Raw genomic sequence first — 24,844 nt, 5'->3', positions numbered from 1 at the left:
CCGCGATGCGGCGTTGCAGCATCTATCCGACACCGCCCCCGCATCATTCCTGTCCGACGCTCGGCGTCGAACGCTCCGCGTCGATCATAGCCCAGGCGCCGACGTCCATCCGATGGCCTGCAGCACATGCAGCGACCATCGGCGCCGGACCACGATCAACCCGCCTGCTTCACCCGCATGTACCACTCGACCAGCCGGCGGACCTGCCGCTCGGTATAGCCGCGCTCGACCATGCGCTGGACGAAGTCGGCGTGCTTCTTCTCGGTATCGCCGTCCTTCTTGGTGCCGAAGGAGATGACCGGGAGAAGGTCTTCGACCTGCGAGAATATCCTCTTTTCGATGACTTCGCGGATCTTTTCGTAGGAGGTCCAGGACGGATTTTTTCCGCCGTTCTGGGCCCGGGAGCGCAGCGAGAACTTGACAACCTCGTTACGGAAGTCCTTCGGGTTGGCGATCCCCGCCGGCTTCTCGATCTTGGTCAGCTCCTGGTTCAAGAGCTCGCGATTGAGCAGCTGTCCCGTATCGGGATCCTTGAAATCCTGATCCTCGATCCAGGCGTCGGCGTAGTCGACATAGCGGTCGAACAGGTTCTGGCCGTAATCGGAGTAAGACTCCAGATAGGCCTTTTGGATCTCGTGGCCGATGAACTCCGCGTAGCGCGGCGCGAGGTCCGCCTTGATGAATTCGAGATAGCGCTTCTCGATCTCCTCCGGCAGCTGCTCACGCTTGATCGACTGCTCCAGCACGTACATCAGGTGCACGGCGTCGGCCGAGACTTCCGACGTGTCGTGATTGTAGGTCGCGGCCAGCACCTTGAAGGCAAAGCGGGTGGAGATGCCGTCCATGCCCTCGTCGACGCCGGCGGCGTCGCGATATTCCTGCACGCTGCGCGCCTTGGGATCGGACTCCTTCAGGCTCTCGCCGTCATAGACCCGCATCTTGGCGTAGAGGGTCGAGTTCTCGTGCTTGCGCAGCCGCGACATCACCGAGAACCGGGCCAAGGTGTCCAAGGTCGCCGGCGCGCAGGGCGCGGTGGCGAGCTCGGAGCCCTGGATCAGCTTCTCGTAGATCTTGCGTTCCTCGGTGGTGCGCAGGCAGTACGGCACCTTGATGACGCAGATGCGGTCGATGAAGGCCTCGTTGTTCTTGTTGGTCTTGAAGCTCTGCCACTCCGCTTCGTTGGAGTGAGCGAGGATCACGCCGTTATAGGGGATCGCGCCGATGTTCTCGGTGCCGATATAGTTGCCTTCCTGCGTCGCGGTCAGCAGCGGGTGCAGCATCTTGATCGGCGCCTTGAACATCTCGACGAATTCGAGGATGCCCTGGTTGGCGCGGTTGAGGCCGCCCGAATAGCTGTAGGCATCGGGATCGTTCTGCGCGTAGGTCTCGAGCTTGCGAATATCGACCTTGCCGACCAGCGAGGAGATGTCCTGGTTGTTCTCGTCGCCCGGCTCGGTCTTGGCGATGCCGATCTGGCGCAGCCGCGACGGCTGGATCTTGGCGACGCGGAATTGCGAGATGTCGCCGCCGAAGGCTTCGAGCCGCTTGTAGCACCATGGGCTCATCAGTCCCGTGAGGCGGCGGCGCGGAATGCCGTATTTCTCCTCCAGCATCGGGCCCAAGGTGTCGGGATCGAACAGGCTGAGCGGAGATTCGAACACCGGGCTCAATTCATCGCCGGCCTTGAGCACGTAGATCGGATGCACCTCCATCAGCTGCTTCAGGCGTTCGGAGAGCGAGGACTTGCCGCCGCCGACCGGACCAAGGAGATAAAGGATCTGCTTGCGCTCTTCCAAGCCCTGCGCGGCGTGGCGGAAGAAGCCGACGATGCGCTCGATCGTATCTTCCATGCCGTAGAAGCCGGCGAAGGCTGGATACAGCCGAACCGTCCGGTTCAAAAAAATACGGCCAAGGCGTGGGTCCTTGGCCGTGTCAATCATCTGAGGCTCACCGATCGCAGCTAGTAGTCGCTCCGCGGCGTTCGCGTATCGCATCGGGTCGGTTCGACACGATTCCAGATATTCCTGCATCGACATGTCGGTCTGGCTTCGGGCCTCGAACGACCTCGCGAACGCGTTGAACAACGAATCGTTGTACATGATCCCTCTCCACGTAGGTTCCGCCGCACTGCTGCAACGAGCCGAGATCGAAGTACGTTCCTCCTGATCTCGAACGACTCAGAGTGAAGCGCGCTAGCCCCTATTGGGCACCGTCTTCGTCCTTTTCCGCAACGCAAAGTGCATGCAGCATATGCCTGATCAACATGCACTTCGCTCAATAGTTCGGCAAACTGGTGCCAATCGGCTCTATTTGTACCTCAATGTCTCTGCTTCGCAACATCCGCAATACCCCGGCACCGTAGTCCCCCCGCGTCGCACAAGGCCTTGTGAAGGCACGTGAACCCGAAGCTGCGACACCCGATGAGGATGGTCGCGCCGGACGTGAACCGCGGATGAACGAAGATATTCTTCGCCGCGACGAAGGATTGGAACGATTCATCCGCGGCGCTTGCCGCGAACAAGTCAGGTCCAATTGGCCACGCTCATGAAACAGATTCTTCTCCTCGTGCTCACGAGCTGCGCGATGGTGGTTGCGGCACGCGCCGACGACATCGCCAGCAAGACGCAAGCGCGCATGTTCGACACACGCGTCTTCACCAAGGCGCCTGGACAGAAGGCTTATGCCTGTTTCACGCGTCGCTACGATGCCGATCATCTCGCGCGCCATCCCAAGCAGAAGGTTTCGGCCATGCAGTTGCTCATGACCGCGGAGATTCCGCCGGGCGAACGCGAGATGACCTATTCGTTTCGTCTGGGCGTGAGCTATCGCGACCGGCCCGGCGATTTCGACTCCAGTGGATCGTGCGAACACGCGCGTGTCAACGACGCCGGTGGAGAGATTCGTTACAATTGCCCCGTCGATTGCGAGGGCGGCGGCATCGAGATCGCGATGGCGAGGGATGACAAGGCTGCGATCGTGCGCTTGACCCGCATCACCGTCTGGCAGCGCGACAACAAACCTGACGCCGAGGCTGGCGACGCGCTGGTCGCCGGCGCCGATGACAAGATCTTCCGCGTCGATCGCAGCGACGTCGCCGACTGCGCGGGGCTGGTGACCGACCGCAAGGAGCTCGCTTCTATCCGGCACAAATGAGACCATCACGAAACAGATGTGGCGCGTTGCTGGCAATGCAAGGAGGCAGACGATGGATCGGCGCAACATGTTGAGCGCAGCCGTCGCCGCCCTTGGCGCGCTGTTCGCGAGCTCGCGCGCACAAGCGGCGACCGAGAGCGCCGCATCCGGCAGATTAAAAGTCGTTTACCATTTGAACGAGAGCGACAAGGTTGGCTTCGTTCTTGGCAACATTCAGAATCACTACGACGGCGTCGGCGGCCCGGATCACGTCACGATCGCGCTGGTGATCCACGGCCCCGCGCTGCGCGCCTTCACTACGGGCGCGGCGCCGGACATCCGCAGCCGCATCGGACATTTCTCCAAGGCCGGCCTGGAGCTCGCCGCCTGCGGCAACACGATGAAGGCCCAGAACATCGCTCTCGGCGATCTGCTGCCAGGCTTCGTCGCGGCCGAGAAAGGCGGCGTCGTCAGGATCGCCGAGCTGCAATCCCAGGGCTATCTCTACATCCGCCCCTGACGTCCCTCCCCACACCCGAAATCCGCCCAAAGCGCTTGGGATTGCACAGGGATCAATCCAATATGAATGGCGTTATCCATATCGGTGGCGCATAGTTGTTCATATTGGGTCCATGTCGGTCTGGCAGGATGCCCCGATTGGAACCCGAAAAAGCAAGCCGACGCACATAGATAGGCATCATGAATCCGGTCAAAGCTCTCGAAGAACACGGCCAGGCGGTCTGGCTCGATTTCCTCGCACGCGGCTTCGTCGCCAAGGGCGACCTCAAGCGGCTGATCGACGAGGATGGCGTCAAGGGCGTCACCTCAAATCCCGCGATCTTCGAGAAAGCGATCGGCAGCTCCGACGAATACGACTCCCCGATCGCCAAGGCGCTGAAGCACGGCGACCGGTCGCCAACCCAGCTGTTCGAGGCCGTTGCCGTCGAGGACATCCAGAACGCCGCCGACGTGCTGCGGCCAGTCTATGACCAGTTCAAGGGCAATGACGGCTTCGTCAGCCTCGAAGTCTCGCCCTATCTGGCGATGGACGCCAAGGGCACGATTGCCGAGGCCGAGCAGCTCTGGAAGGCCGTCGACCGCAAGAACCTGATGATCAAGGTCCCGGCGACGGATGCCTGCCTGCCGGCGATCCAGCATCTGATCTCCAAGGGCATCAGCGTCAACATCACCTTGCTGTTCTCGCAGGAGGTCTATCGACAGGTTGCCGAGGCCTATCTCGCCGGTCTCGAAGCCTATGTCGCCGATGGCGGCGATCCGTCGCATGTCGCGAGCGTGGCCTCGTTTTTCGTCAGCCGCATCGACAGCGTCGTCGACAAGCAGCTGGACGAGAAGATCGCCCAGGCCAACGACCCCACGGAGAAGGAGCGGCTGACCGCGCTGAAGGGCAAGATCGCGATCGCCAATGCCAAGATGGCGTATCAGGATTACAAGCACCTGTTCTCCGGCGACCGCTGGGAGAAGCTGGCCGCCAAGGGCGCCAAGCCGCAGCGCCTGCTCTGGGCCTCCACCGGCACCAAGAACAAGGATTATCGCGACGTCCTCTATGTCGAGGAACTGATCGGGCCGAACACGGTCAACACCGTGCCGCCGGCGACGCTGGACGCCTTCCGCGATCACGGAGAGGTGCGCGACAGCCTGGAGGAGGACATCGACGCCGCCAAGGCGGCGCTCGAGGATCTGGCCAAGACCGGCATCTCGCTCGACGACATCACCGCCGACCTCGTGGTCGACGGCGTCAAGCAGTTCGCCGATGCCGCCGACAAGCTCTATGGAGCGGTGGCGCATAAGCGCGCCGTCGTGCTCGGCGAGGCGCTCGGGCAGCAGTCGATCGCGGTTGCTGCTGATCTCGACAAGAAGGTGCAGGCCGCCACTGAGGAGTGGCGCAAGGCCGCCAAGATCCGCCGCCTCTGGCACAAGGATGCTTCGGTCTGGACCGGCAAGGACGAGCACAAATGGCTGGGCTGGCTGACCAGCGCCGAGAAGGCGGATATCGCCGACTATGAGGACTATGCCCAGCGCGTGAAGGGCCAGAAGTTCTCCGACGCGGTCGTGCTCGGCATGGGCGGCTCCAGCCTCGGGCCGGAGGTGCTTGCGAAGACCTTCCCGCGCAAGTCCGGCTTCCCCAAGCTGCACGTGCTCGACTCCACCGATCCGGCGCAGGTGCGCGCGATGGAGAAGAAGATCGATATTGCGAAGACGGTCTTCATCGTCTCCTCGAAATCGGGCGGCACAACCGAGCCGAACGCGATGAAGGATTACTTCTTCGCGCGCGTCAGCGAGGCCATTGGGCCGAAGAAGGCCGGCCATCGCTTCATCGCCGTCACCGATCCCGGCTCGTCGCTGGAAAAGGCGGCCAAGGCGCAGGGCTTTGCGCGCATCTTTCATGGCGAGCCGACCATTGGCGGCCGCTATTCGGTGCTGTCGCCGTTCGGCCTGGTGCCGGCCGCGACCGCCGGCATCGACGTGCGCAAGTTGATCACGAACGCGTTGTCGATGGTCCGCTCGTGCGGCCCCGACGTGCCGCCGTTGCAGAATTCGGGCGTGCAACTCGGCTTGGCGATGGGCCTCGCCGGGCTTGATGGCCGTGACAAGGTGACGATCTTCGCCTCGCCCAAGATTGCTGATTTCGGCGCCTGGGCCGAGCAGTTGATCGCCGAATCCACCGGCAAGGAGGGCAAGGGCCTGATCCCGATCGACGGCGAGCCGGCTGCCTCGCCCGAGGTCTACGGCCACGACCGCTTCTTCATCGACATCAAGGTCGATGGCGACGATGTCGCCGGCCACGACGACAAGCTGGCCGCGCTCGAAGAGGCGGGTCATCCGGTGGTGCGCATCGTGTTGGCCTCGATCGACCAGCTTGGGCAGGAATTCTTCCGCTTCGAGATGGCGACGGCCGTTGCCGGCGCCGTGCTCGGCATCAACCCGTTCGATCAGCCCGACGTGGAGTCGGCCAAGATCAAGACCCGCGAGCTCACCGCGGCGTTCGAAGAGACCGGATCGCTTCCCGCCGAAGAGCCGGTCGTCGCCATCAAGGGCTGCGAGCTTTACACCGACAGCCACAACGCCGAGAGCCTGCGCGAGCACGGCGCCAACGGCAGCCTCGCCTCGTGGCTGAAGGCGCATCTCAGCCGCGCCGGCGACGGCGACTACATCGCGCTGCTCGGCTATATCGAGCACAATGACGCGAACACCGATGCCTTGCAGCGCATGCGCCTGAGGCTGCGCGACGCCAAGCATCTGGCGACCTGCGCAGAGTTCGGTCCGCGTTTCCTGCATTCGACCGGCCAGGCTTACAAGGGCGGCCCGGACAGCGGCGTGTTCCTGCAGATCACCGCCGATGATGCGCAGGACCTGCCGATCCCCGGCCAGCAGGCGAGTTTCGGCGTGATCAAGGCGGCTCAAGCGCGCGGCGATTTCGACGTGCTCACCGAGCGCGGCCGCCGCGCCTTGCGCGTGCATCTCAAGGGCAATCTGAAGTCGGGCCTGAAGCTGCTCGACAGCGCCATCACCGAAGCGCTGAGCTAGGAAGGTCTCGTCGATGCAGTTGGGAATGATCGGTCTCGGGCGGATGGGCGGCAACATCGTGCGCCGCCTGATGCGCGCGGGACATTCGTGCGTCGTTTATGATCGTGACGCGAAGGCGGTCGCCGCCCTGGTTTCCGAGGGCGCGACGGGTGCCGCGAGCCTGGAAGAGTTCGTCAGCAAGCTCGCGACGCCGCGGCATGCCTGGATCATGCTGCCGGCCGGCAAGATCACCGAAGCGACCGTCGAGCAGCTCACCAAGCTGATGTCCTCCGACGACGTCATCATCGACGGCGGCAACAGTTTTTGGCAGGACGACGTCCGCCGTGGCAAGGCGCTGCGTGAGCGTGGCCTGCATTACGTCGACGTCGGCACCTCCGGCGGCGTCTGGGGTCTCGAGCGCGGCTATTGCATGATGATCGGCGGCGACAAGGCGGTCGTCGACCGGCTCGATCCGATATTTTCGACGCTCGCTCCCGGCATCGGCGACATCCCGCGCACGCCCGGCCGGGACGGCCGCGATCCTCGCGTCGAGCAGGGCTATATCCACGCCGGCCCGACCGGCGCCGGGCATTTCGTCAAGATGATCCATAACGGCATCGAATACGGCCTGATGCAGGCCTATGCCGAAGGCTTCGACATCCTGCGTCATGCCAACAGCGACGCGTTGCCGGAGGCGCATCGCTTCGATTTCGACCTCGCCGACATCGCCGAGGTCTGGCGCCGCGGCAGCGTGATCCCGTCCTGGCTGCTCGACCTCACCGCGAGCGCGCTCGCGCGCCAGCCGGGCCTGGAAAAATATTCCGGCTATGTCGAGGATTCCGGCGAAGGGCGCTGGACCGTCAATGCCGCGATCGACGAAGCCGTGCCGGCGGAGGTGCTGACCGCGGCGCTGTTCGCACGCTTCCGCTCGCGCCAGGAACACACCTTTGCGGAGAAGATCCTGTCCGCCATGCGCGAAGGCTTCGGCGGCCACAAGGAGCCCGAGCAGCATCCTGATCCTGCGCGCCAGAGCGCGCCGGAGATCGTCAAGCCCAAATCTGACACGGCTGACAAGGCGGACCGCGCGTGACCCCGCTGCATCCTCACCAGCCGCCGCACCAGAAGCCCGACGCCTGCGCCTTCGTCATCTTCGGTGTCAGCGGCGATCTCACGCACCGGCTTGTGCTGCCGTCGCTCTACAATCTCGCCGCCAGCAATCTGCTGCCGGACCGGTTCTGCATCGTCGGCATCGCCCGCAAGGGCATGTCGAGCGAGCAGCTGCGCAGCAATCTGATGGAGGGCCTGCGCAAATACGCGACGCGGCCGATCGAGGACGAGATCGCGCAGCGCCTCCTGCATTGCGTGACCGCGATCGAGGCCGATCCGAAGGAGCCGGACAGCTTTGACGAGTTGAAGGAGCGGCTTGAAAAACTCGAAGCCGCGAGGGAGACACACGGCAACCGGCTGTTCTATCTGGCGACACCGCCCGCCGCCTTCGCCCCGATCGCGCAGCAACTCGGCCGCGTCGGGCTGTTGAAGGAGGACGGTAAGGCGTGGCGGCGGCTGGTGGTCGAAAAGCCGTTCGGCACCGATCTCGCCTCGGCCAAGAAGCTCAACGATCAGCTGCTGGAGCTCGTGACCGAGCATCAGATCTACCGCATCGATCACTATCTCGGCAAGGAGACGGTGCAGAACATCCTGGTGCTGCGCTTCGCCAACGGCATGTTCGAGCCGATCTGGAACAGGCACCACATCGACCACGTCCAGATCACGGTCGAGGAGAAGCTCGGCGTCGGCACGCGCGGCAGCTTCTATGACGCCACCGGCGCGCTGCGCGACATGGTGCCGAACCATCTGTTCCAGCTGCTGTCGCTGGTGGCGATGGAGCCGCCGGCGCGGTTCGATGCGCATACCGTGCGCTCCGAGAAGGCCGAGGTGCTCTCGGCGATCCAACCGCTGACCGAAGAGGAAGCGCTGCTGAATTCCGTGCGCGGCCAGTACAAGGCGGGCACGATCGGCGACACCGAACTGGCTGCTTATCGCGAGACCAGGGATGTGAATCCCGACAGCGCGACCGAGACCTATGCGGCGCTCAAGCTCACGATCGACAATTGGCGCTGGGCCGGCGTGCCGTTCTATCTGCGCACCGGCAAGGCGCTCGGCGCCAAGCGCACCGAGGTCGCGATCAAGTTCCGGCAGGCACCGTTCGCGATGTTCAGCTGCACGCCGATCGATACGCTTGCGGAGAACTATCTCGTCATCGGCATCGAGCCGACGCAGAGCATCACCCTGCAGTTCAACACCAAGATCCCGGGGCCGACCATCCGCACCGACGGCGTGCAGATGAAGTTCAACTACAAGGACTATTTCCAGGCCGAGCCCGCGACCGGCTACGAGACGCTGATCTACGACTGCATGATCGGCGACAACATCCTGTTTCAGCGCGCCGACAGCGTCGAGGCCGGCTGGAAGGCGGTGGAGCCGTTCATCGAAGCCTGGAAGAAGGCCGGCCGCGACGGTCTGCATACCTACAGCGCGGGAAGCGAAGGTCCCAAGGCTGCGGCGGAGCTGCTCGCGCGCGACGGCCGCAGCTGGCGCAAGCCGGTCTAGACGATGGCGGGGCTTGCGGACCGCCAACTGATGCGCGTCGCCGACAAGGCGACGATGGCAAGGGTCGCGGCCGAACGATTGCTGACACGGATCGACGCCAATCCGGGGCGCGTGGCCATCTGCCTGACCGGCGGATCCAGTCCGAGGCAGCTGTACCAGCTGTTGGCGTCCGATGCCTATCGCGACCGCATTCCCTGGGCGCGCGTGCATTGGTTCATCGGTGACGAGCGCGACGTGCCGCCGGGCGATCCGCTGCACAACATGACGATGGCGCGCCAGGCCTTTCTCGATGCCTGCGCGCCGGCCGCCAACATCCGTCCGATCCCAACCGACGCGTTCGGCCCGGAAGCCAGCGCCGCGGACTATCAGCGCACGCTGCAGGCGTTCTATGGTGATGCGACGCTTGATCCCGCCCGCCCGTTGTTCGACCTCGTGCTGCTCGGCATCGGACCAGATGGTCATGTCGCCTCGCTCTTCCCCGGATTTCCGGCCATCGAAGTGACCGATCGCTGGGTGGTCGGCGTCGACAAGGCCCATGTCGCGCCGTTCGTCCCGCGCATCAGCCTCACCCTGCCCGCGCTCGCCTCCTGCCGGACCATGCTGTTCGAGGTTGGGGGCGCCGACAAGCGGGCGATCATGTCGCGCGTGCTGACGGGTGAAGACCTGCCGGCCAATCGCGCCCGCTCGCTCCAGGAAACGATTGTTCTCATCGATGCCGATGCATGGCCGGAGGGGCAAAGTGGCGTCTGACCTGCCCCAGGCGCTCATCGTCATGGGCGTGTCGAGTTCAGGCAAGAGCACGGTCGGCGCCGCCTTGGGCGAGCGGCTCGGCTGGCGCTTCGAGGACGGCGACAGCTTTCATCCGCCGGCCAATGTCGCCAAGATGAGCGCGGGCCATCCGCTGACGGACGAGGACCGCTGGCCTTGGCTGCGAGCCATCGCCGAGGAGATCGCGCGCTGCCGCGCTCACGGCGAGCACATCATTCTCGCCTGCTCGGCGCTCAAGAGAGCCTATCGCGATATCCTGGTGGGCAGCCGCGACGATGTCCGCCTGGTGTATCTCAGCGGCAGCCGCGAGCTGATCGCGGACCGGATGGAGCACCGCGAGAACCATTTCATGCCACCTGGCCTGCTCGCCAGCCAGTTCGCGACGCTGGAACCGCCGACAGCCGACGAGCGTCCTATCACCGTCTCGGTCCACGCGCCCATCGCGGCAATCGTCGACGAGGTTCTGCAACAGCTTCACGCCGGCCAGGGTCGCCCCTGACCGCGAACAGGAACGGCTCATGACCCGCATCGCTCTCGTGGTGTCCGATGTCGACGGCACGCTGCTGACGAAGGACAAAGTCCTGACCGAGCGCGCCGCGAAGGCGGCGCGCCGGCTGCACGAATCCGGCGTCGCGTTCACGCTGACCTCGAGCCGCCCGGCGATCGGGATGCGCTTCCTGGTCGAGCCGCTGCAGATCACCCTGCCGCTCGGACCGTTCAACGGCAGCTCGATCATCGATGCCGACATGCGCCCGGTGGAGCAGAGCCTGATCCCGCAAGGCGCAGCCGAGAGAGCCGTTGACCTCCTCCATCGCACCGGAGTCGACATCTGGGTGTTCACCAACGATGCCTGGCTGACACGTAATCCCGACGGCGAGTACGTGCCCAACGAGCGTCGCGCCATCCGCGCGGAGCCGACGATCGTCGAAGACTTCCAGCCGCATCTCGCGAACGCCTGCAAGATCGTCGGCGCCAGCAGCGATTTCGACCTGCTGGCCCGCTGCGAAGGCGAGATGCGCGACGCACTGGGCAGTGAGGCCACCGCCGTCCGCTCGCAGAGCTACTATCTCGACATCACCCCGCCCGGGCATGACAAGGGCACCTTCGTCTCGGCGATGGCACAACGGCTCGGCATTCCGCTCGACCAGGTCGCGACCATCGGCGACATGCACAATGACGTTGCGATGTTCGAGGTCAGCGGGCTGTCGATCGCCATGGGTAACGCTAGCGAGGACGTGAAGAGCAAGGCCACGCGCGTCACGACCTCCAACCAGGACGAGGGCTTCGCCAACGCGATGGAGATGATCCTGGCGGAGAACGCGGAAGGGTAGCCGACGCGCGGGCAGCCTCACGCGTCCGAGCGCTGTTTCGCCGGCTTTTCGGCGGCCCTCTTGGCGCTGCAGAGATTCTGCGCCGTATTGATCAGCGCGATGTGCGTCAGTGCCTGCGGAAAATTGCCGGTCTGCCGGCGCGCGTCCCTATCATATTCTTCGGCTAGCAGGCCGACATCGTTGGCGATCCCGACCACGCGCTCGAACAGCGTCTCCGCCTTGGCGATGTCGCCGCCGAGCACATGGGCGTCGGCCAGCCACAGGGTGCAGGCGAGGAACGCGCCCTCGATCGGCTGCTGCTCATCTGTCGGCACCTCCCGCGGATCGTGCCGCAGCACGAAGCCGTCGTGAACGAGATGCTGCTCGATCGCGGCGATGGTGCCGCGAATGCGCGGGTCGGAGCTCGGCAGAAAGCCGACCGCGGGCAGCAGCAACAAGCTGGCATCGAGCAGCTTCGAGCCGTAGGAGTCGACGAAGCTGCCGACGGAGGCATCGTAGCCCTTCTCGCAGACGTCGTGATGGATGGTCTCGCGCAGCCGCCGCCAGCGTTCGAGCGGCGCTTTCAGCCCGAACCGCTCGGCGCTCTTGATGGCGCGATCGAACGCGACCCAGGTCATGACCTTTGAGAACACGTAGTGGCGGCCGTCACCGCGACGCTCCCAGATGCCATGGTCGGGCTGGTCCCAGACATCGGTGAGATGGTCAACCACGGCGCGTTCGAGCGCCCAGGTGCCGTCATTCAGCTTGAGCTTTGTCATGCGCGCCTGATGGAAGGCGTCGATCAGTTCGCCATAGACGTCGAGCTGCAACTGCGCATGCGCGGCGTTGCCGATCCGCACCGGCTGCGAGCCCTCATAGCCGGGCAGCCATTCCGCCTCCCATTCGGTCAGCCGGCGCTGCCCCATGATGCCGTACATGATCTGCATATGCGCCGGCGCGCCGGCGGCTGCGCGCAGGAGCCAATTGTGCCAGGCCAGGGCTTCCTCGGTGTAGCCCGAGTTCATCAGCGCCAGCAGCGTAAACGTGGCGTCGCGCAGCCAGCAGAAGCGATAGTCCCAATTGCGCCGACCGCCGAGCTTTTCCGGCAATGATGTCGTGGGCGCCGCGACGATGCCGCCGCTCGGGCCGTAGGTGAGCGCCTTCAGCGTGATCAGCGAGCGCATCACGAGATCACGATGATCTCCCTGAAACGTGCAGCGCTGCGACCATTCCGACCAGAACGCCTCGGTGTCGCGAAGCGCCTGCTCGTAGTCGATCGCGTTGGGGACCGGCAGGTGCGACGCGCCATAGGTCAACACGAACGGCGCGGTCTCGCCCGCAGTCACCTCGAATTCCGCGATCGTGGTCATGTCTTCGCCATGCGTCGCGACCGGAGTATGCAGCACGGCCATGTCCGGGCCGCACACGGCGAGCAGCGCGGACCGATCCTCGGAGCGCCGCACCCAGGGAATCTCGACGCCGAAGCCGAAGCGGATGATGAGGTCCATGCGCATCGGGACCTTGCCCGAGATGCCGCGGACAAGGCGCACGACATCGGAGGCGCTGCCGCGCGGCGGCATGAAGTCGATCAGCTCGACCGTACCCGTCGCCGTCTCGAACCGGGTCTCGAGAATGAGGCTGTCGCCGCGATAGCGACGCGACGTCGTGATCACCTCGCCGCGTGGCTCGATCAGCCAGCGGCCGTTGCGATGATCGCCCAGGAGAGCGGCAAAGCAGGCGTCCGAGTCGAACGCCGGCCAGCACAGCCAGTCGATCGACCCGTTGCGGCTCACCAGCGCCGCCGTCTCACAATCACCGATCAGCGCGTAATCTTCGATCCTGCAGGACATTCCACATCCGTGTGCAAATGCCCCCACCCGCACCCCGCATTCTAAACGCCGGCGGGGCTGATCCGTTCGGCCGTCGCCGTTCGCAACGCCTCCAAACTCGTGCTCGCGGCGAGGTCTTCGATCGGAACCGGAATCTTGCGGCGCCAGTTCGGATGCTCGTCGATGGTGCCGGGAATGTTCGGCTGGTCGACGACCCCCAGCAGATCCTCGATCGAGACCACGAGCAGGCGCGACCGCGTCCGCGACAGGAAGCCGATCGCGGCATGCACGTCGTTGCTCTGAATCCCATTATGGCGCAGCACCTCGTCCCACAGTCCGAGCGCACGCCAGCGATCCTGGTCGGTCTCGCCGGGGTCGATGCCCAGACCACGCTTGGTGTTGAGATCGCCGAACGACCGCCAGCCGGCATAGGTCGAAAGATCATGCGTGTTCAGCGTCACCAGCGCGTTCGGGGGATAATAGTCGAGATCGCGGAAGCGGCCGCTGTCGTCGCGCTCGAAGATCATCACCTTGTAGGACCACAATCCCCAATCGGCCATCTGCTCGCGGAAACCTTCCGGGACGGTACCGAGATCCTCGCCGATGACGATGCACTGGTTGGCGACGCTTTCCATCGCGGTGGCGGCAAGCAGCGCATCGAACGGCATCAGGACATAGGCGCCCTGCTTGGCCGGAAAGCCGTGCGGGACCAGATAGAGCCGCTTCAGCCCGAGCACGTGATCGAGCCGGATCGCGCCGGCATGGCGCATCGAGGCCCGGATCATCTCCCGGAACGGCTCGAAATTCTTCAGCTCCAACCCCGGCGCGTTGAAGCCCGCCAGGCCCCAGTTCTGGCCGACCGTGTTCAGCGGATCGGGCGGCGCACCGACCGACAGCGTCCGCGAGATGGCGCCCTGCTCGTTCCAGGCATCGAAGCCGTCGGATTGAACGCCGACGGCGACGTCGAGATAGAGCCCGACCTTCATGCCGAGGCGATGCGCGAGATCCTTGCAATGGCGCAGCTGCCGCTCGGCGAGCCACTGCACATAGGCGACGAAATCGGCCTCGCGGCTATCAGGCCCGGCGAGCAGCGCCGCGCAGCGCGCCGGATCGGGTTGGCGCCATTCCTCGGGCCACTCCCACCACGGCGTCTGAAACCGGTGACGCAGCACCTCGAAGCAGGTGAAGCGCGCCAGGAGGTCGCCGCGCTCGGCGCGGTAGGCCTTGAACTCGGCGGCGTCAGCACTGCTCGGCGCGGCCATGAAAGCATCGAAGGCTGCGCGCAGCGCCGGCCATTTCAATGCAGCGACACCCTTGTAATCCACCAACTCGGCCTGCCGCAGCGGCTCGAGAGCCTTGCTGTCCGGCCCGTTGGCAAAACCCGGCGCCTGCTCGACGTCGACATAGAGCGCATTGAGAAACAGCCGGCTGTTCGGCGCATAGGGGCTGAAATCGCCGGGCCGGTCGTCGAACAGCGCGTGCAGCGGATTGAGGCCGACACCGTCGGCACCTAGCTTCGCACACTGCGTGATCAGATCCGCCAGGTCCGTGAAATCGCCCATGCCCCAGTTGCGGCGTGAGCGGATGCCATAAAGCTGAACCGCCAGCACCCAGACGCGATCGAAATCACCACTGAAGGCCTTGCCCGGCGTGACCAGCAGCGGCAGCTCATCGCGGCATGACGACGCATCGGTCAATTCGACCCGATAGCTGCCGACCGGAAGGTCGGCCGGCCATTCGAGCGAGAGCTCCTGCGCCTCGCCGCGCGCGACCACGACATCTCCGCGCTTGACCGCCCAGACCACCGGCAACTTGGCCGCCTCGTCCAATCGGCTGCGCGCCGGTTGCCCGGAGCGAATCACGACGGCGCCGTTCAGAAGCGGGTGCGGCGTGGCCCTTGGGAAGGCCTCGACGATGATTTTGAGGGCCGCCTCGTCGGTGACGCGGAGTTGTCCCTGACCATCGTAGAATTCTGTCAGGATTCCGAGACTGTGAGCTTCTTTGAAGAGATCCATTCGGCACGCGATTCTGGACGTGGCAATTGTCGCACGTCGTCAAATTGTTGTTGGAAGGCAACAGGATAGACCCCCAACGCGCCGCCCTCGCGCTCGTTCCCTGGGGAACAAAATCGCCCGTGGCAGCTTTGTTATGGGGTCGTCTCGGGTCCTAGCGAACCGGGACACTGTTTTCTTGTCAATGGCATCACCGTGAACAAATTCGCGCACACGTTCGAGAGCGTCCTCCGGCGAGACGCTTTCTCCCCTATTCTGCCCTCTTTTGAGGAGAGCCGCATCTCGCGGGGCCGATGCCATCACGACCAGAGCCGATGGGACCACACCCCGCGCGATTGCAGCCGCTTCGTTCTCCTCCTTCCCCGGTGAGGGCCTCATGAACCTGATGTCATCCCTGGACGCCCCGCTCCAGACCGAGACCGATGGCGACGGCCTCTGGTACAAGGACGCGATCATCTACCAGTTGCACGTCAAGGCATTCGCCGACAGCAACAATGACGGGATCGGCGATTTCGCCGGCCTCACCGAAAAGCTCGACTACCTGCAGGATCTCGGCGTCACCGCGCTGTGGCTGCTGCCGTTCTATCCCTCGCCCGGGCGCGACGACGGCTACGACATCGCCGACTACGGCAGCATCAATCCCGATTTCGGGACCATGAAGGATTTCAAGCGCTTCATCCAGGAAGCGCAGCGCCGGGGCCTGCGCGTGATCACGGAGCTCGTGGTCAACCACACCTCCGACCAGCATCATTGGTTCAAGCGGGCCCGCCGCAGTCCGCCCGGGTCGAGCGCGCGCAACTGGTATGTCTGGAGCGACACCGACCAGAAATATCTGGGCACGCGCATCATCTTCACCGACACCGAGAAGTCGAACTGGACCTGGGATCCGGAGGCCGGCCAGTTCTACTGGCACCGCTTCTTCTCGCATCAGCCGGACCTGAACTTCGACAATCCGCGGGTGGTCAGCGCGATCATCCAGGTGATGAAGCGCTGGCTCGACGCGGGCGTCGATGGCTTCCGTCTCGACGCGATCCCCTATCTCTGCGAGCGCGACGGCACCAACAACGAGAACCTGCCGGAGACGCACGCGATCATCAAGCGGCTGCGGGTCGAACTCGACAATTACGCCAAGGACAAGCTGCTGCTGGCCGAGGCCAATCAGTGGCCGGAGGACGTGCAGGAATATTTTGGCCAGGGCGACGAGTGCCACATGGCCTATCATTTCCCGCTGATGCCGCGCATCTACATGGCGATCGCGCAGGAAGACCGCTTTCCGATCACCGACATCCTGCGCCAGACTCCCGATATCCCCGCCACCTGCCAATGGGCGCTCTTCCTGCGCAACCACGATGAGCTGACCTTGGAGATGGTGACCGACGTCGAGCGCGACTATCTGTGGTCGACCTATGCCAACGATCCGCGCGCCCGCATCAATGTCGGCATCCGCCGGCGGCTCGCGCCGCTGATGGACAATGACCGGCGCAAGATCGAGCTGATGAACTCGCTCTTGATGTCGTTCCCGGGCACGCCGATCATCTATTACGGCGACGAGATCGGCATGGGCGACAACATCTATCTCGGCGACCGCAACGGCGTGCGTACGCCGATGCAATGGACTCCGGATCGCAACGGCGGCTTCTCGCGCGCCGACCCGGCCCGGCTCTACGCGCCGATGATCATGGACCCTGTCTATGGCTACGAGGCGGTCAACGTCGAGGCGCAATCGCGCAGCCAGTCGTCGCTGCTGCACGCGACCAAGAAGCTGATCTCGGTGCGCAAGTCGACACTCGCTTTCGGCCGGGGCACCATGACGTTCATCCGGCCGGCCAACCGGTCGGTGCTGGCGTATGTGCGACAGTACAAGGACGAGGTCATCCTCTGCGTCGCCAACCTGTCGCGTTCGGCGCAGGCCACTGAGCTCGATCTCTCGGCCTTCAAGGACCGCGTGCCGATCGAAATGCTCGGACGGTCGCGTTTCCCCGCGATCGGCGATCTTCCCTACATGATCACGCTCGCGCCCTACGGCTTCTATTGGTTCCAGCTCAAGGAGCGCGAGAAGTCCGAGCCCGTCATTCAACGTGCCGTTCCGGAATTCGAGACGCTGGTGGTGCCGCTCGGCTCGACCTGGGTCTCGCTGGCGCGCACCCGCAGCGTGTTCGAGCGCGACGTGCTGCCGGGGCATCTGGCGCGCACGCGCTGGTATCCCGAGCGCTCGGCCGACGCGATCCACCCGACGCTGACCTCGGCGATCCCGTTCTGCGACATCGGCGACAACCGTCCCTGGCTGATCTTCTTCAAGGCGTCCGAACGCGACGACAAGCTGCGCTACCTGTTGCCGATGCAGATCGAATGGGTGCGCTTCGATCGCGACCGTTATAATCCGCAGGCCCTTGCCGCCGTGCGCCAGGGCGCCCGTGAGGGCACCCTGCTCGACGCTGCCACCAGCCCGATCTTCCTCGCGCTGCTGCTGCACAATCTGCAGCGATCGCTGACCGTGGAGGAGAACGGCGTCCGCCTGGAATTCCGGCCGACCTCGAAATTCCCGGACAAGCAGATCCGTGAATCCGAGCAGGTGCGTGTGGTCGAGACCGACCGCTGCAGCAGCAAGGCGGTCGTCAACAACGAGTTCTTCGTCAAGATCCGCCGTGAGCTGGAGGCAGGTCCGCATCCCGAAGTCGACGTCGGCCGCTTCCTGACGGAGACGGTCGGCTTTGCCAACGTGCCGCCGCTGCTCGGCAGCGTCGAGGTGATTCAGGAGGGCGTGCGGCAGACCGTCGGCTGTGTCCACGGCTACATCGAGAACCAGGGCGACGGCTGGACCGTGAGCGCCGCCTATCTCGACCGCTTTGTCGACGATCAGCGCGTCTTTGCCGCCAGCGGCGACGAACGCCAGAGCGAGGAGCTCTCGCCCTATCTGCGCTACATGACCCAGGCCGGCCGCCGCTTCGGCGAGTTGCATGCCGCACTCGCGTCGCGCAGCGACCTGCCGGAGTTCGCCCCCGAACCGACCACGGCTGATGGTCTCGATCACTGGATCGACCGGCTGCGCGCCGAGGCCGGCCGGGTGGTGGCCGGGCTGGGCGAACGCCGCGACCACCTGAAGGATCCAGAGCGGGGACTGGCGGATCAGGTGCTCGCCAGACGCGGCGAATTGTCGGAACGGCTGAGCACCTTGATTCTGCACCAAATCGGCGGCTGCGACATCCGTCTGCATGGCGATTTCCATCTCGGCCAGATCCTGATCGTCAAGGACGACATCGTCATCATCGACTTCGATGGTGACGAGGGACTGCCGCTCGCCGAGCGCCGCCGCAAGGCCCCGCCGGCGCGCGACATCGCAGGCTTCCTGCGCTCGATCGATTGCTCGGCCCGCGTTGCACTCGAGCGCGCGTTGAAGGCAGGTCCTGACGATCACGGCCGGATCGCCGCCGCGTTGTCGGAGTGGCGCGATCAGGCGACTGCCGCATTCCTGGGCGGTTATCGCGAGGTCAAGGCCAACCAGCGCCTCTGGCCGGACGATCCGCACAGCGCGGAGGCGCTCCTTAACTTTTTCCTGCTGGAAAAAGCCCTCGGCGCGCTCGAATATGATCTGGCCCACCGGCCGGATTGGCTTCGCGTCGCGCTGGGCAATCTGCTTCGCGTCCTGTCCGTGCCAGCTCCTGCCAGCGAGTCTTCATGACACATCTTTCTCCCGAGGCGTTTGCGATCATCGAGGGCCGGCATGCCGACCCGTTTCGCTATCTCGGTCAGCACAATGTGGACGGCAAGACCGTCGTGCGCGCGTTCCTGCCGGAGGCTTCCCGGGTGGAGGTGGTCGGCGAGCATGGCGAAGTGGCACCGCTGGCGCGCATCCACGATGCCGGCCTGTTCACCGGGACGATGTCGTCGATGCAGCGCTATCGCCTGCGCGCCACCTTTGGCGATCAGGTCACCGACCTCGAGGACCCCTACCGCTTCCTGCCCATTCTCAGCGATTTCGACCTGCATCTGCTCGGCGAGGGCAACCACGAGCGGCTCTACGACAAGCTCGGCGCGCACCCGACGGTGATCGACGGCGTCGACGGCGTCGGCTTCATCGTGCTCGCGCCGAATGCGCGGCGCGTCAGCGTGGTCGGGGATTTCAACTTTTGGAATGCGCGGCGGCATCCGATGCGGGTGCGTGGCAACGGTTATTGGGAGCTGTTCATTCCGCGCGCCCGCGCCGGCGACCACTACAAGTTCGACATCATCGGCCCGCAGGGCGAGCACCTGCCGCTGAAGTCCGATCCGATGGCGTTCGCAGCCGAAGTGCGCCCGAAGACGGCCTCGATCGTCGTCGACGAAACGCGCCTGCCCCGGCCGCAACCGGCGCCGCACGACATCAACAAGCTGAACAGGCCGGTCTCGATCTACGAGGTGCATCTCGGCTCGTGGCGGCGCAAGGACGACAATCAATGGCTGACCTATCGCGAGCTGGCCGAACAGCTGCCGGCCTATGCGCGCGACATGGGCTTCACCCATATCGAATTTCTCCCTATCAACGAGCACCCGTTCGACGGCTCCTGGGGTTATCAGCCCACCGGCCTGTACGCGCCGACCAGCCGCTTCGGCAGCCCTGAGGATTTCTGCGCACTGATCGATGCCTGCCATCGCGAGGGCCTCGCGGTGTGGCTCGACTGGGTGCCGGGACATTTCCCGGACGATCCGCACGGCCTCGGCCATTTCGACGGCACCGCGCTGTACGAGCATGCCAACCCGATGCAGGGCCGGCACCTCGACTGGGGCACGCTGATCTACAATTATGGCCGCACGGAAGTCGCCAATTTCCTGCGCTCCAATGCGCTGTTCTGGCTCGAGCGCTACGGCATTGACGGCCTGCGCGTCGACGCCGTCGCCTCGATGCTCTATCTCGACTACAGCCGTCCCTCCGGCGGCTGGATCCCGAACAAGTTCGGCGGCCGCGAGAATCTCGAAGCCATCGAGTTTCTGCGCCGGACCAACATCGACGTGTTCGGGCATTTCCCGCAGGCCACGACCGCGGCCGAGGAATCCACCGCGTGGCCGCAGGTGTCGCGTCCGGTCGACATGGGCGGGCTCGGCTTCGGCTACAAGTGGAACATGGGCTGGATGCACGACACCTTGCGCTACATCAGCAAGGATCCGATCCACCGCAAATATCACCACGGCGAGATCCTGTTCGGCCTGCACTACGCCTTCTCGGAAAACTTCATCCTGCCGCTGTCGCACGACGAGGTCGTGCACGGCAAACGCTCCATCATCGGCCGCATGCCCGGCGACGACTGGCAGCGCTTTGCCAATCTGCGCGCCTATTACAGCTTCATGTTCGGCCATCCCGGCAAGAAGCTGCTGTTCATGGGCTGCGAGATCGCCCAGGAGCGGGAGTGGAATCACGACACCTCGCTCGATTGGCACCTGCTCGGCGACCGCAGATATGCCGGCATCCAGGCCCTGATCCGCGACCTCAATCATCTCTATCGCAACGTGCCGGCGCTGCATGAGCGCGATTGCGAGCCGGACGGGTTTGAGTGGCTGATCGCCGATGATTCCGACCGCAACGTCTTCGCCTGGGCGCGGAAAGGCTTTGATGATCACGCCCGCTGCGTCGTGGTCGTGAACTTTTCGCCCAACGTGTATTACAATTACCGGGTCCGCGTGCCGCTCGGCGGCACATGGAGGGAAGCTTTCAACTCCGACTCCCTCCATTATGGCGGCAGCAATGTCGGCAATGTCGGCCAGGTCCATGCCTCTGAAGATCAACACCTCAACCTCATCCTCCCGCCCATGGCAGCGGTATTTCTCGTCCCGGAAGCCTGATTCCATGCGCTTGGCCGCAGGAAGCCACGCCCGTCTCGGCGCCACCTGGGACGGACGGGGGACGAATTTTGCGTTGTTTTCCGCCAATGCCGAGAAGGTCGAGCTCTGCCTGTTCGACAGCCAGGGCCGGCGCGAGATCGAACGCATCGAGCTGCCGGAGCGGACCGAGGACGTCTGGCACGGCTACCTGAACGACGTCTCGCCGGGCCAGCTCTATGGCTACCGCGTCTATGGCCCGTACGAGCCGGAGCGCGGCCACCGCTTCAACGCCAACAAGCTGCTGCTCGACCCCTATGCCAAGCGCCTCGCCGGCCGGCTGGTCTGGAGCGACGCGCATTTCGCCTACCGCGCCGGCTCGCCGCGCGAGGACCTGTCGTTCGACCGCCGCGACAATGCGCGCGGCATGCCCAAGGCCGTCGTCATCGACGAGACCTTCAACTGGGGCCGGCGCGAGATGCGGCCGCAGATCCCATGGGAGGACACGATCATCTACGAGGCCCACGTCAAGGGCCTGACCAACAAGCGCGACGACGTGCCGCCGAACCTCCGCGGCACCTATGGCGGCCTGTCGTCGCCGGCGATGATCAAGCATCTGAAGCGGCTCGGCGTGACCACGGTCGAATTGCTTCCGATCCATGCCTTCATCGACGACCGCATGCTGGTCGAGAAGAAGCTGGTCAATTACTGGGGCTACAACACGATCTCGTTCTTCGCGCCGGAGCAGCGCTACGCGCAGGACAATCCGCTCGACGCATTCAGGACGACCATCGCGCGGCTGCACGACGCCGGCATCGAGGTCATGCTCGACGTCGTCTACAACCACACCGCCGAAGGCAACCATCTCGGGCCGACGCTGTGCTACCGCGGCATCGACAACGCCTCCTATTATTGGCTCAAGCCCGACAATCCGCGCTTCTATGACGACTTCACCGGATGCGGCTCGTCGGTGAATCTCACGCATCCGCGCGTGCTGCAAATGGTGATGGATTCCCTGCGCTATTGGGTCGAGGTCTGCCATGTCGACGGCTTCCGCTTCGATCTCGCCACGACCTTGGCGCGCGAGAAGCACGGCTTCGACCGGCGCAGCGGTTTCCTCACCGCGATCCGGCAGGACCCTGTTCTGGCCGGCGTCAAGCTGGTCGCCGAGCCCTGGGACGTCGGCCTCGGCGGCTACCAGGTCGGCGCCTTCCCGTCGCAATGGTCGGAGTGGAACGACCGCTATCGCAGCGCCATGCGGCGCTACTGGAGCGGCGAAGGCAGCCTGATCGGCGAAGTCTCGAGCCGCATGACCGGCTCGTCCGACATCTTCAACCATGACGGCCGCACCCAGCGCGCCAGCGTCAACCACGTCACGGTCCATGACGGTTTCACGCTCGCCGATCTGTTCGCCTACAACAGCAAGCACAACGAGGCCAATGGCGAGGACAATCGCGACGGCTCCAACGACAACCACAGCAACAATTTCGGTCACGAAGGGCCGACCGACGACGTCACGATCAATGCGCTGCGGCGGCAGTCGCGCAAGAACCAGCTCGCCTGTCTGTTCCTCGCACAAGGCCTGCCGCTGCTGCTCGCGGGCGATGAGGTCGGCAACTCGCAAGGCGGCAACAACAACGCCTATTGCCAGGACAACGAGGTCGGCTGGGTCGATTGGAGCGGCATGGGTCGCGAGGGCGACGACCTCACCGATTTCATCGCGCACATGACAGAATTGCGCCGTCGCTTCGGCCAGATCCGCGCGCGCCGCTGGTTGGATGGCCGCCGCTCCGACGGCAGCTTCGGCGTGTTGTGGCTGACGCCGGCGGCGGAGGAAATGACGCAGACCGACTGGACTTTTCCCGACGGACGATTTCTCGCCTATGTGCTCGGCCCGGTGGAACAGGAACAGGCTCCGATCTTTATCGTTCTGAACGCCGCCCCCGAAGAGATCGGATTCAAATTGCCCAAGCTCGCCGAAACCAAGATTTGGCAACAGGTTCTCGACACCACCCAAGCCCAGCAGAAGCAGGCCGACTTCGCAGCAGGGGCTGACCTGAAGGCACCACCCCGCTCTGTCCTGGCGTATGCGGGCCTGTCATGAGCGCGCGTCAATTCGGACCTCGCATCACCGCCAACGGCACGACCTTCCGGCTGTGGGCGCCCGCCGCCGAGCGGGTCGATCTGGTGCTCGACGGACGTCATGAGATGCAGGGCGGCGACGGCGGCTGGTACACGCTCGATGTCCCCGGCGTCGGCGGCGGCGCGCGCTACAAGTTTCGTATTGATGACGAGCTCGACGTTCCCGATCCCGGCTCCGACTTCCAGCCCGAGGATGTGTTCGGCCCGAGCGAGGTGATCGATCACAGCACCTACACCTGGCGCTCCAAGGAGTGGCGTGGACGGCCGTGGCAGGATGCGGTGTTCCTGGAAAGCCATGTCGGCACCTTCACCCAGGACGGCACTTACAGGGCGATGATCGACAAGCTCGATCACCTCGTCGAGACCGGCATCACCGCGCTCGAGTTGATGCCGCTGGCCGACTTCGCCGGCTCGCGCAACTGGGGCTATGACGGCGTACTGCTCTACGCGCCCGATCACGTCTACGGCCGTCCCGACGATCTGCGCGCGCTGATCGACGAGGCGCACCTGCGCGGTCTGATGGTGTTCCTCGACGTCGTCTACAATCATTTCGGTCCCGAGGGGAACTACATCGGCCGCTATGCCCCGACCTTCTTCACCGACGCCCACACGCCGTGGGGCAGCGCCATCGACTACCGCAAGCCGGAGGTACGCGCCTTCGCGATCGAGAACGCGCTGCATTGGCTGACCGACTATCGCTTCGACGGACTGCGCTTCGACGCCGTCAATCACATCCTCCACAACGAGGGTGAGATCCCGATGCTGCACGATCTCAGTGCGGCGGTCGGCAAGCTCGCCGCGCAGACGGGGCGACACATCCATCTCGTGCTGGAAAACGGCGACAACCGCGCCAGCATGCTCGACGCCGCTGAAGATCCGCCGCGCGGCAAGTTCCGCGCGCAGTGGAATGATGACTATCACCATGTCTGGCACGTGATGCTGACCGGCGAGACCGGCGGCTATTATGGCGACTACCAGCAATCGCCGCGCAGCGGGCTCGCGCGCGCCCTCGCGTCCGGCTTCGTCTATCAGGGCGAGCAGGCCGCCTTCTGGGGAGGCATTGCCAGGGGCGAACCGAGCGGTCATCTCGCCCCCGGCGCGTTCGTGAATTTCCTGCAGAACCACGACCAGATCGGCAACCGCGTGTTCGGCGACCGTCTCGAAGCGCTGGCCCCGCCCGAAGGCATCGCGGCCGCGCTCGCCGTGACCCTGCTCGCGCCGACCGTGCCGATGCTGTACATGGGCGAGGAATGGGGCTCGAAGCAGCCCTTCCCGTTCTTCTGCGACTTCAAGGGCGATCTTGCGAACGCCGTGCGCAAGGGACGCCGCAGGGAATATGAGTGGGCGTATGCCAAGTATGGCGACGAGGTGCCCGATCCGCTCGACATCGAGACGTTCAAGTCCGCGATCATCGATTGGGACGCGCGCAACGAGTCTCCTGGTCGCGAGCGACTGGCGCTGGTGCGCAATCTGCTCGTCGCGCGCCACCGGCATGTAGCGCCGCGACTGCCGGGCGCGAGCTTCGGCAAGGCCGACGTCACCGAAGATGGCCGCCTCAGCGCGCATTGGGTCATGGGCGACAGCACCACGCTGCGGCTGCTCGCCAACGTCTCCGACACGGAGATCGCGGGTGATGCGAGCCTGCTCACGAGCACGCCAATCTGGGGCGGCACGCCGGGCGATCGTCTTCCGCCCTGGTCGGTGTTCTGGAGCATTGGAGGATAGT

At 64.6% G+C, this 24,844-nt stretch carries 15 protein-coding genes; 12 read left to right on the top strand and 3 right to left on the bottom strand.

The annotated features are described in order from the left end of the window. Positions 1 to 155: 155 nt before the first annotated feature. Positions 156 to 2,099: a PrkA family serine protein kinase gene (locus tag ACQR1Y_RS29935; protein ID WP_008962211.1), complete on the bottom strand. Its 1,944-nt coding sequence runs from the start codon at positions 2,097 to 2,099 to the stop codon at positions 156 to 158. A gap of 445 nt (positions 2,100 to 2,544) precedes the next feature. Here ACQR1Y_RS29935 and ACQR1Y_RS29930 point away from each other — a divergent pair, with 445 nt between their 5' ends. The 8 genes from ACQR1Y_RS29930 to ACQR1Y_RS29895 all read left to right on the top strand — a co-directional run bounded on the left by ACQR1Y_RS29930 (position 2,545) and on the right by ACQR1Y_RS29895 (position 11,366). Next, entirely contained in the window at positions 2,545 to 3,153 is a 609-nt protein-coding gene (locus tag ACQR1Y_RS29930) for a hypothetical protein (RefSeq protein ID WP_434879149.1), read from the top strand. 52 nt (positions 3,154 to 3,205) lie between these two features. Then, a complete protein-coding gene (locus ACQR1Y_RS29925; protein ID WP_434879150.1) occupies positions 3,206 to 3,652 on the top strand; it encodes a DsrE family protein in 447 nt (148 codons plus the stop codon). Positions 3,653 to 3,831: 179 nt separating this feature from the next. Next, complete coding sequence (locus ACQR1Y_RS29920) at positions 3,832 to 6,678, top strand: bifunctional transaldolase/phosoglucose isomerase (RefSeq protein ID WP_434879151.1); 2,847 nt, start codon at positions 3,832 to 3,834, stop codon at positions 6,676 to 6,678. A 13-nt stretch (positions 6,679 to 6,691) separates the two neighbouring features. Then, positions 6,692 to 7,747, top strand: a complete 1,056-nt coding sequence (gnd, locus tag ACQR1Y_RS29915; protein WP_434879152.1) for a phosphogluconate dehydrogenase (NAD(+)-dependent, decarboxylating) — start codon at positions 6,692 to 6,694, stop codon at positions 7,745 to 7,747. Further along, positions 7,744 to 9,267, top strand: coding sequence for a glucose-6-phosphate dehydrogenase (gene zwf / locus ACQR1Y_RS29910; RefSeq protein ID WP_434879153.1), 1,524 nt, complete (start codon positions 7,744 to 7,746; stop codon positions 9,265 to 9,267). The genes gnd and zwf overlap by 4 nt, the downstream gene beginning before the upstream one ends. Before the next feature lie 30 nt (positions 9,268 to 9,297). Beyond that, a complete protein-coding gene (gene pgl / locus ACQR1Y_RS29905) occupies positions 9,298 to 10,017 on the top strand; it encodes a 6-phosphogluconolactonase (RefSeq protein ID WP_434879154.1) in 720 nt (239 codons plus the stop codon). Beyond that, positions 10,007 to 10,534, top strand: a complete 528-nt coding sequence (locus ACQR1Y_RS29900) for a gluconokinase (RefSeq protein ID WP_434879155.1) — start codon at positions 10,007 to 10,009, stop codon at positions 10,532 to 10,534. The genes pgl and ACQR1Y_RS29900 overlap by 11 nt, the downstream gene beginning before the upstream one ends. Positions 10,535 to 10,553: 19 nt before the next feature. Next, entirely contained in the window at positions 10,554 to 11,366 is an 813-nt protein-coding gene (locus ACQR1Y_RS29895) for an HAD family hydrolase (RefSeq protein ID WP_434879156.1), read from the top strand. Positions 11,367 to 11,383: 17 nt separating this feature from the next. Here the strand turns inward: ACQR1Y_RS29895 and ACQR1Y_RS29890 are convergent, their stop codons facing one another. Beyond that, positions 11,384 to 13,195 carry a glycoside hydrolase family 15 protein gene (locus tag ACQR1Y_RS29890; RefSeq protein ID WP_434879157.1) on the bottom strand — a complete coding sequence of 604 codons (1,812 nt, stop codon included), beginning with the start codon at positions 13,193 to 13,195 and terminating at the stop codon, positions 11,384 to 11,386. 41 nt (positions 13,196 to 13,236) lie between these two features. After that, positions 13,237 to 15,189: a 4-alpha-glucanotransferase gene (malQ, locus tag ACQR1Y_RS29885; protein ID WP_434860154.1), complete on the bottom strand. Its 1,953-nt coding sequence runs from the start codon at positions 15,187 to 15,189 to the stop codon at positions 13,237 to 13,239. Positions 15,190 to 15,562: 373 nt separating this feature from the next. Here malQ and treS point away from each other — a divergent pair, with 373 nt between their 5' ends. From treS to treZ, 4 genes are read left to right on the top strand one after another with little or no spacing between them, the layout of a single operon-like run. Next, positions 15,563 to 18,865: a maltose alpha-D-glucosyltransferase gene (treS, locus tag ACQR1Y_RS29880; RefSeq protein WP_434879158.1), complete on the top strand. Its 3,303-nt coding sequence runs from the start codon at positions 15,563 to 15,565 to the stop codon at positions 18,863 to 18,865. Then, positions 18,862 to 21,000 carry a 1,4-alpha-glucan branching protein GlgB gene (glgB, locus tag ACQR1Y_RS29875; RefSeq protein WP_434879159.1) on the top strand — a complete coding sequence of 713 codons (2,139 nt, stop codon included), beginning with the start codon at positions 18,862 to 18,864 and terminating at the stop codon, positions 20,998 to 21,000. Before treS ends, glgB begins: the two co-directional genes overlap by 4 nt. 4 nt (positions 21,001 to 21,004) lie before the next feature. Next, positions 21,005 to 23,080 (top strand): glycogen debranching protein GlgX, encoded by a 2,076-nt coding sequence (glgX, locus tag ACQR1Y_RS29870; protein ID WP_434879160.1) that lies wholly within the window; start codon positions 21,005 to 21,007, stop codon positions 23,078 to 23,080. Next, entirely contained in the window at positions 23,077 to 24,843 is a 1,767-nt protein-coding gene (gene treZ, locus ACQR1Y_RS29865) for a malto-oligosyltrehalose trehalohydrolase (protein ID WP_434879161.1), read from the top strand. The genes glgX and treZ overlap by 4 nt, the downstream gene beginning before the upstream one ends. Position 24,844: the final 1 nt, after the last annotated feature.

Source organism: Bradyrhizobium sp. HKCCYLRH3099 (genome assembly GCF_051167855.1).
GTDB lineage: Bacteria > Pseudomonadota > Alphaproteobacteria > Rhizobiales > Xanthobacteraceae > Bradyrhizobium.
Note: the sequence above shows the minus strand (reverse complement) of the source record. Positions and strands in the feature narration are given on the sequence as shown.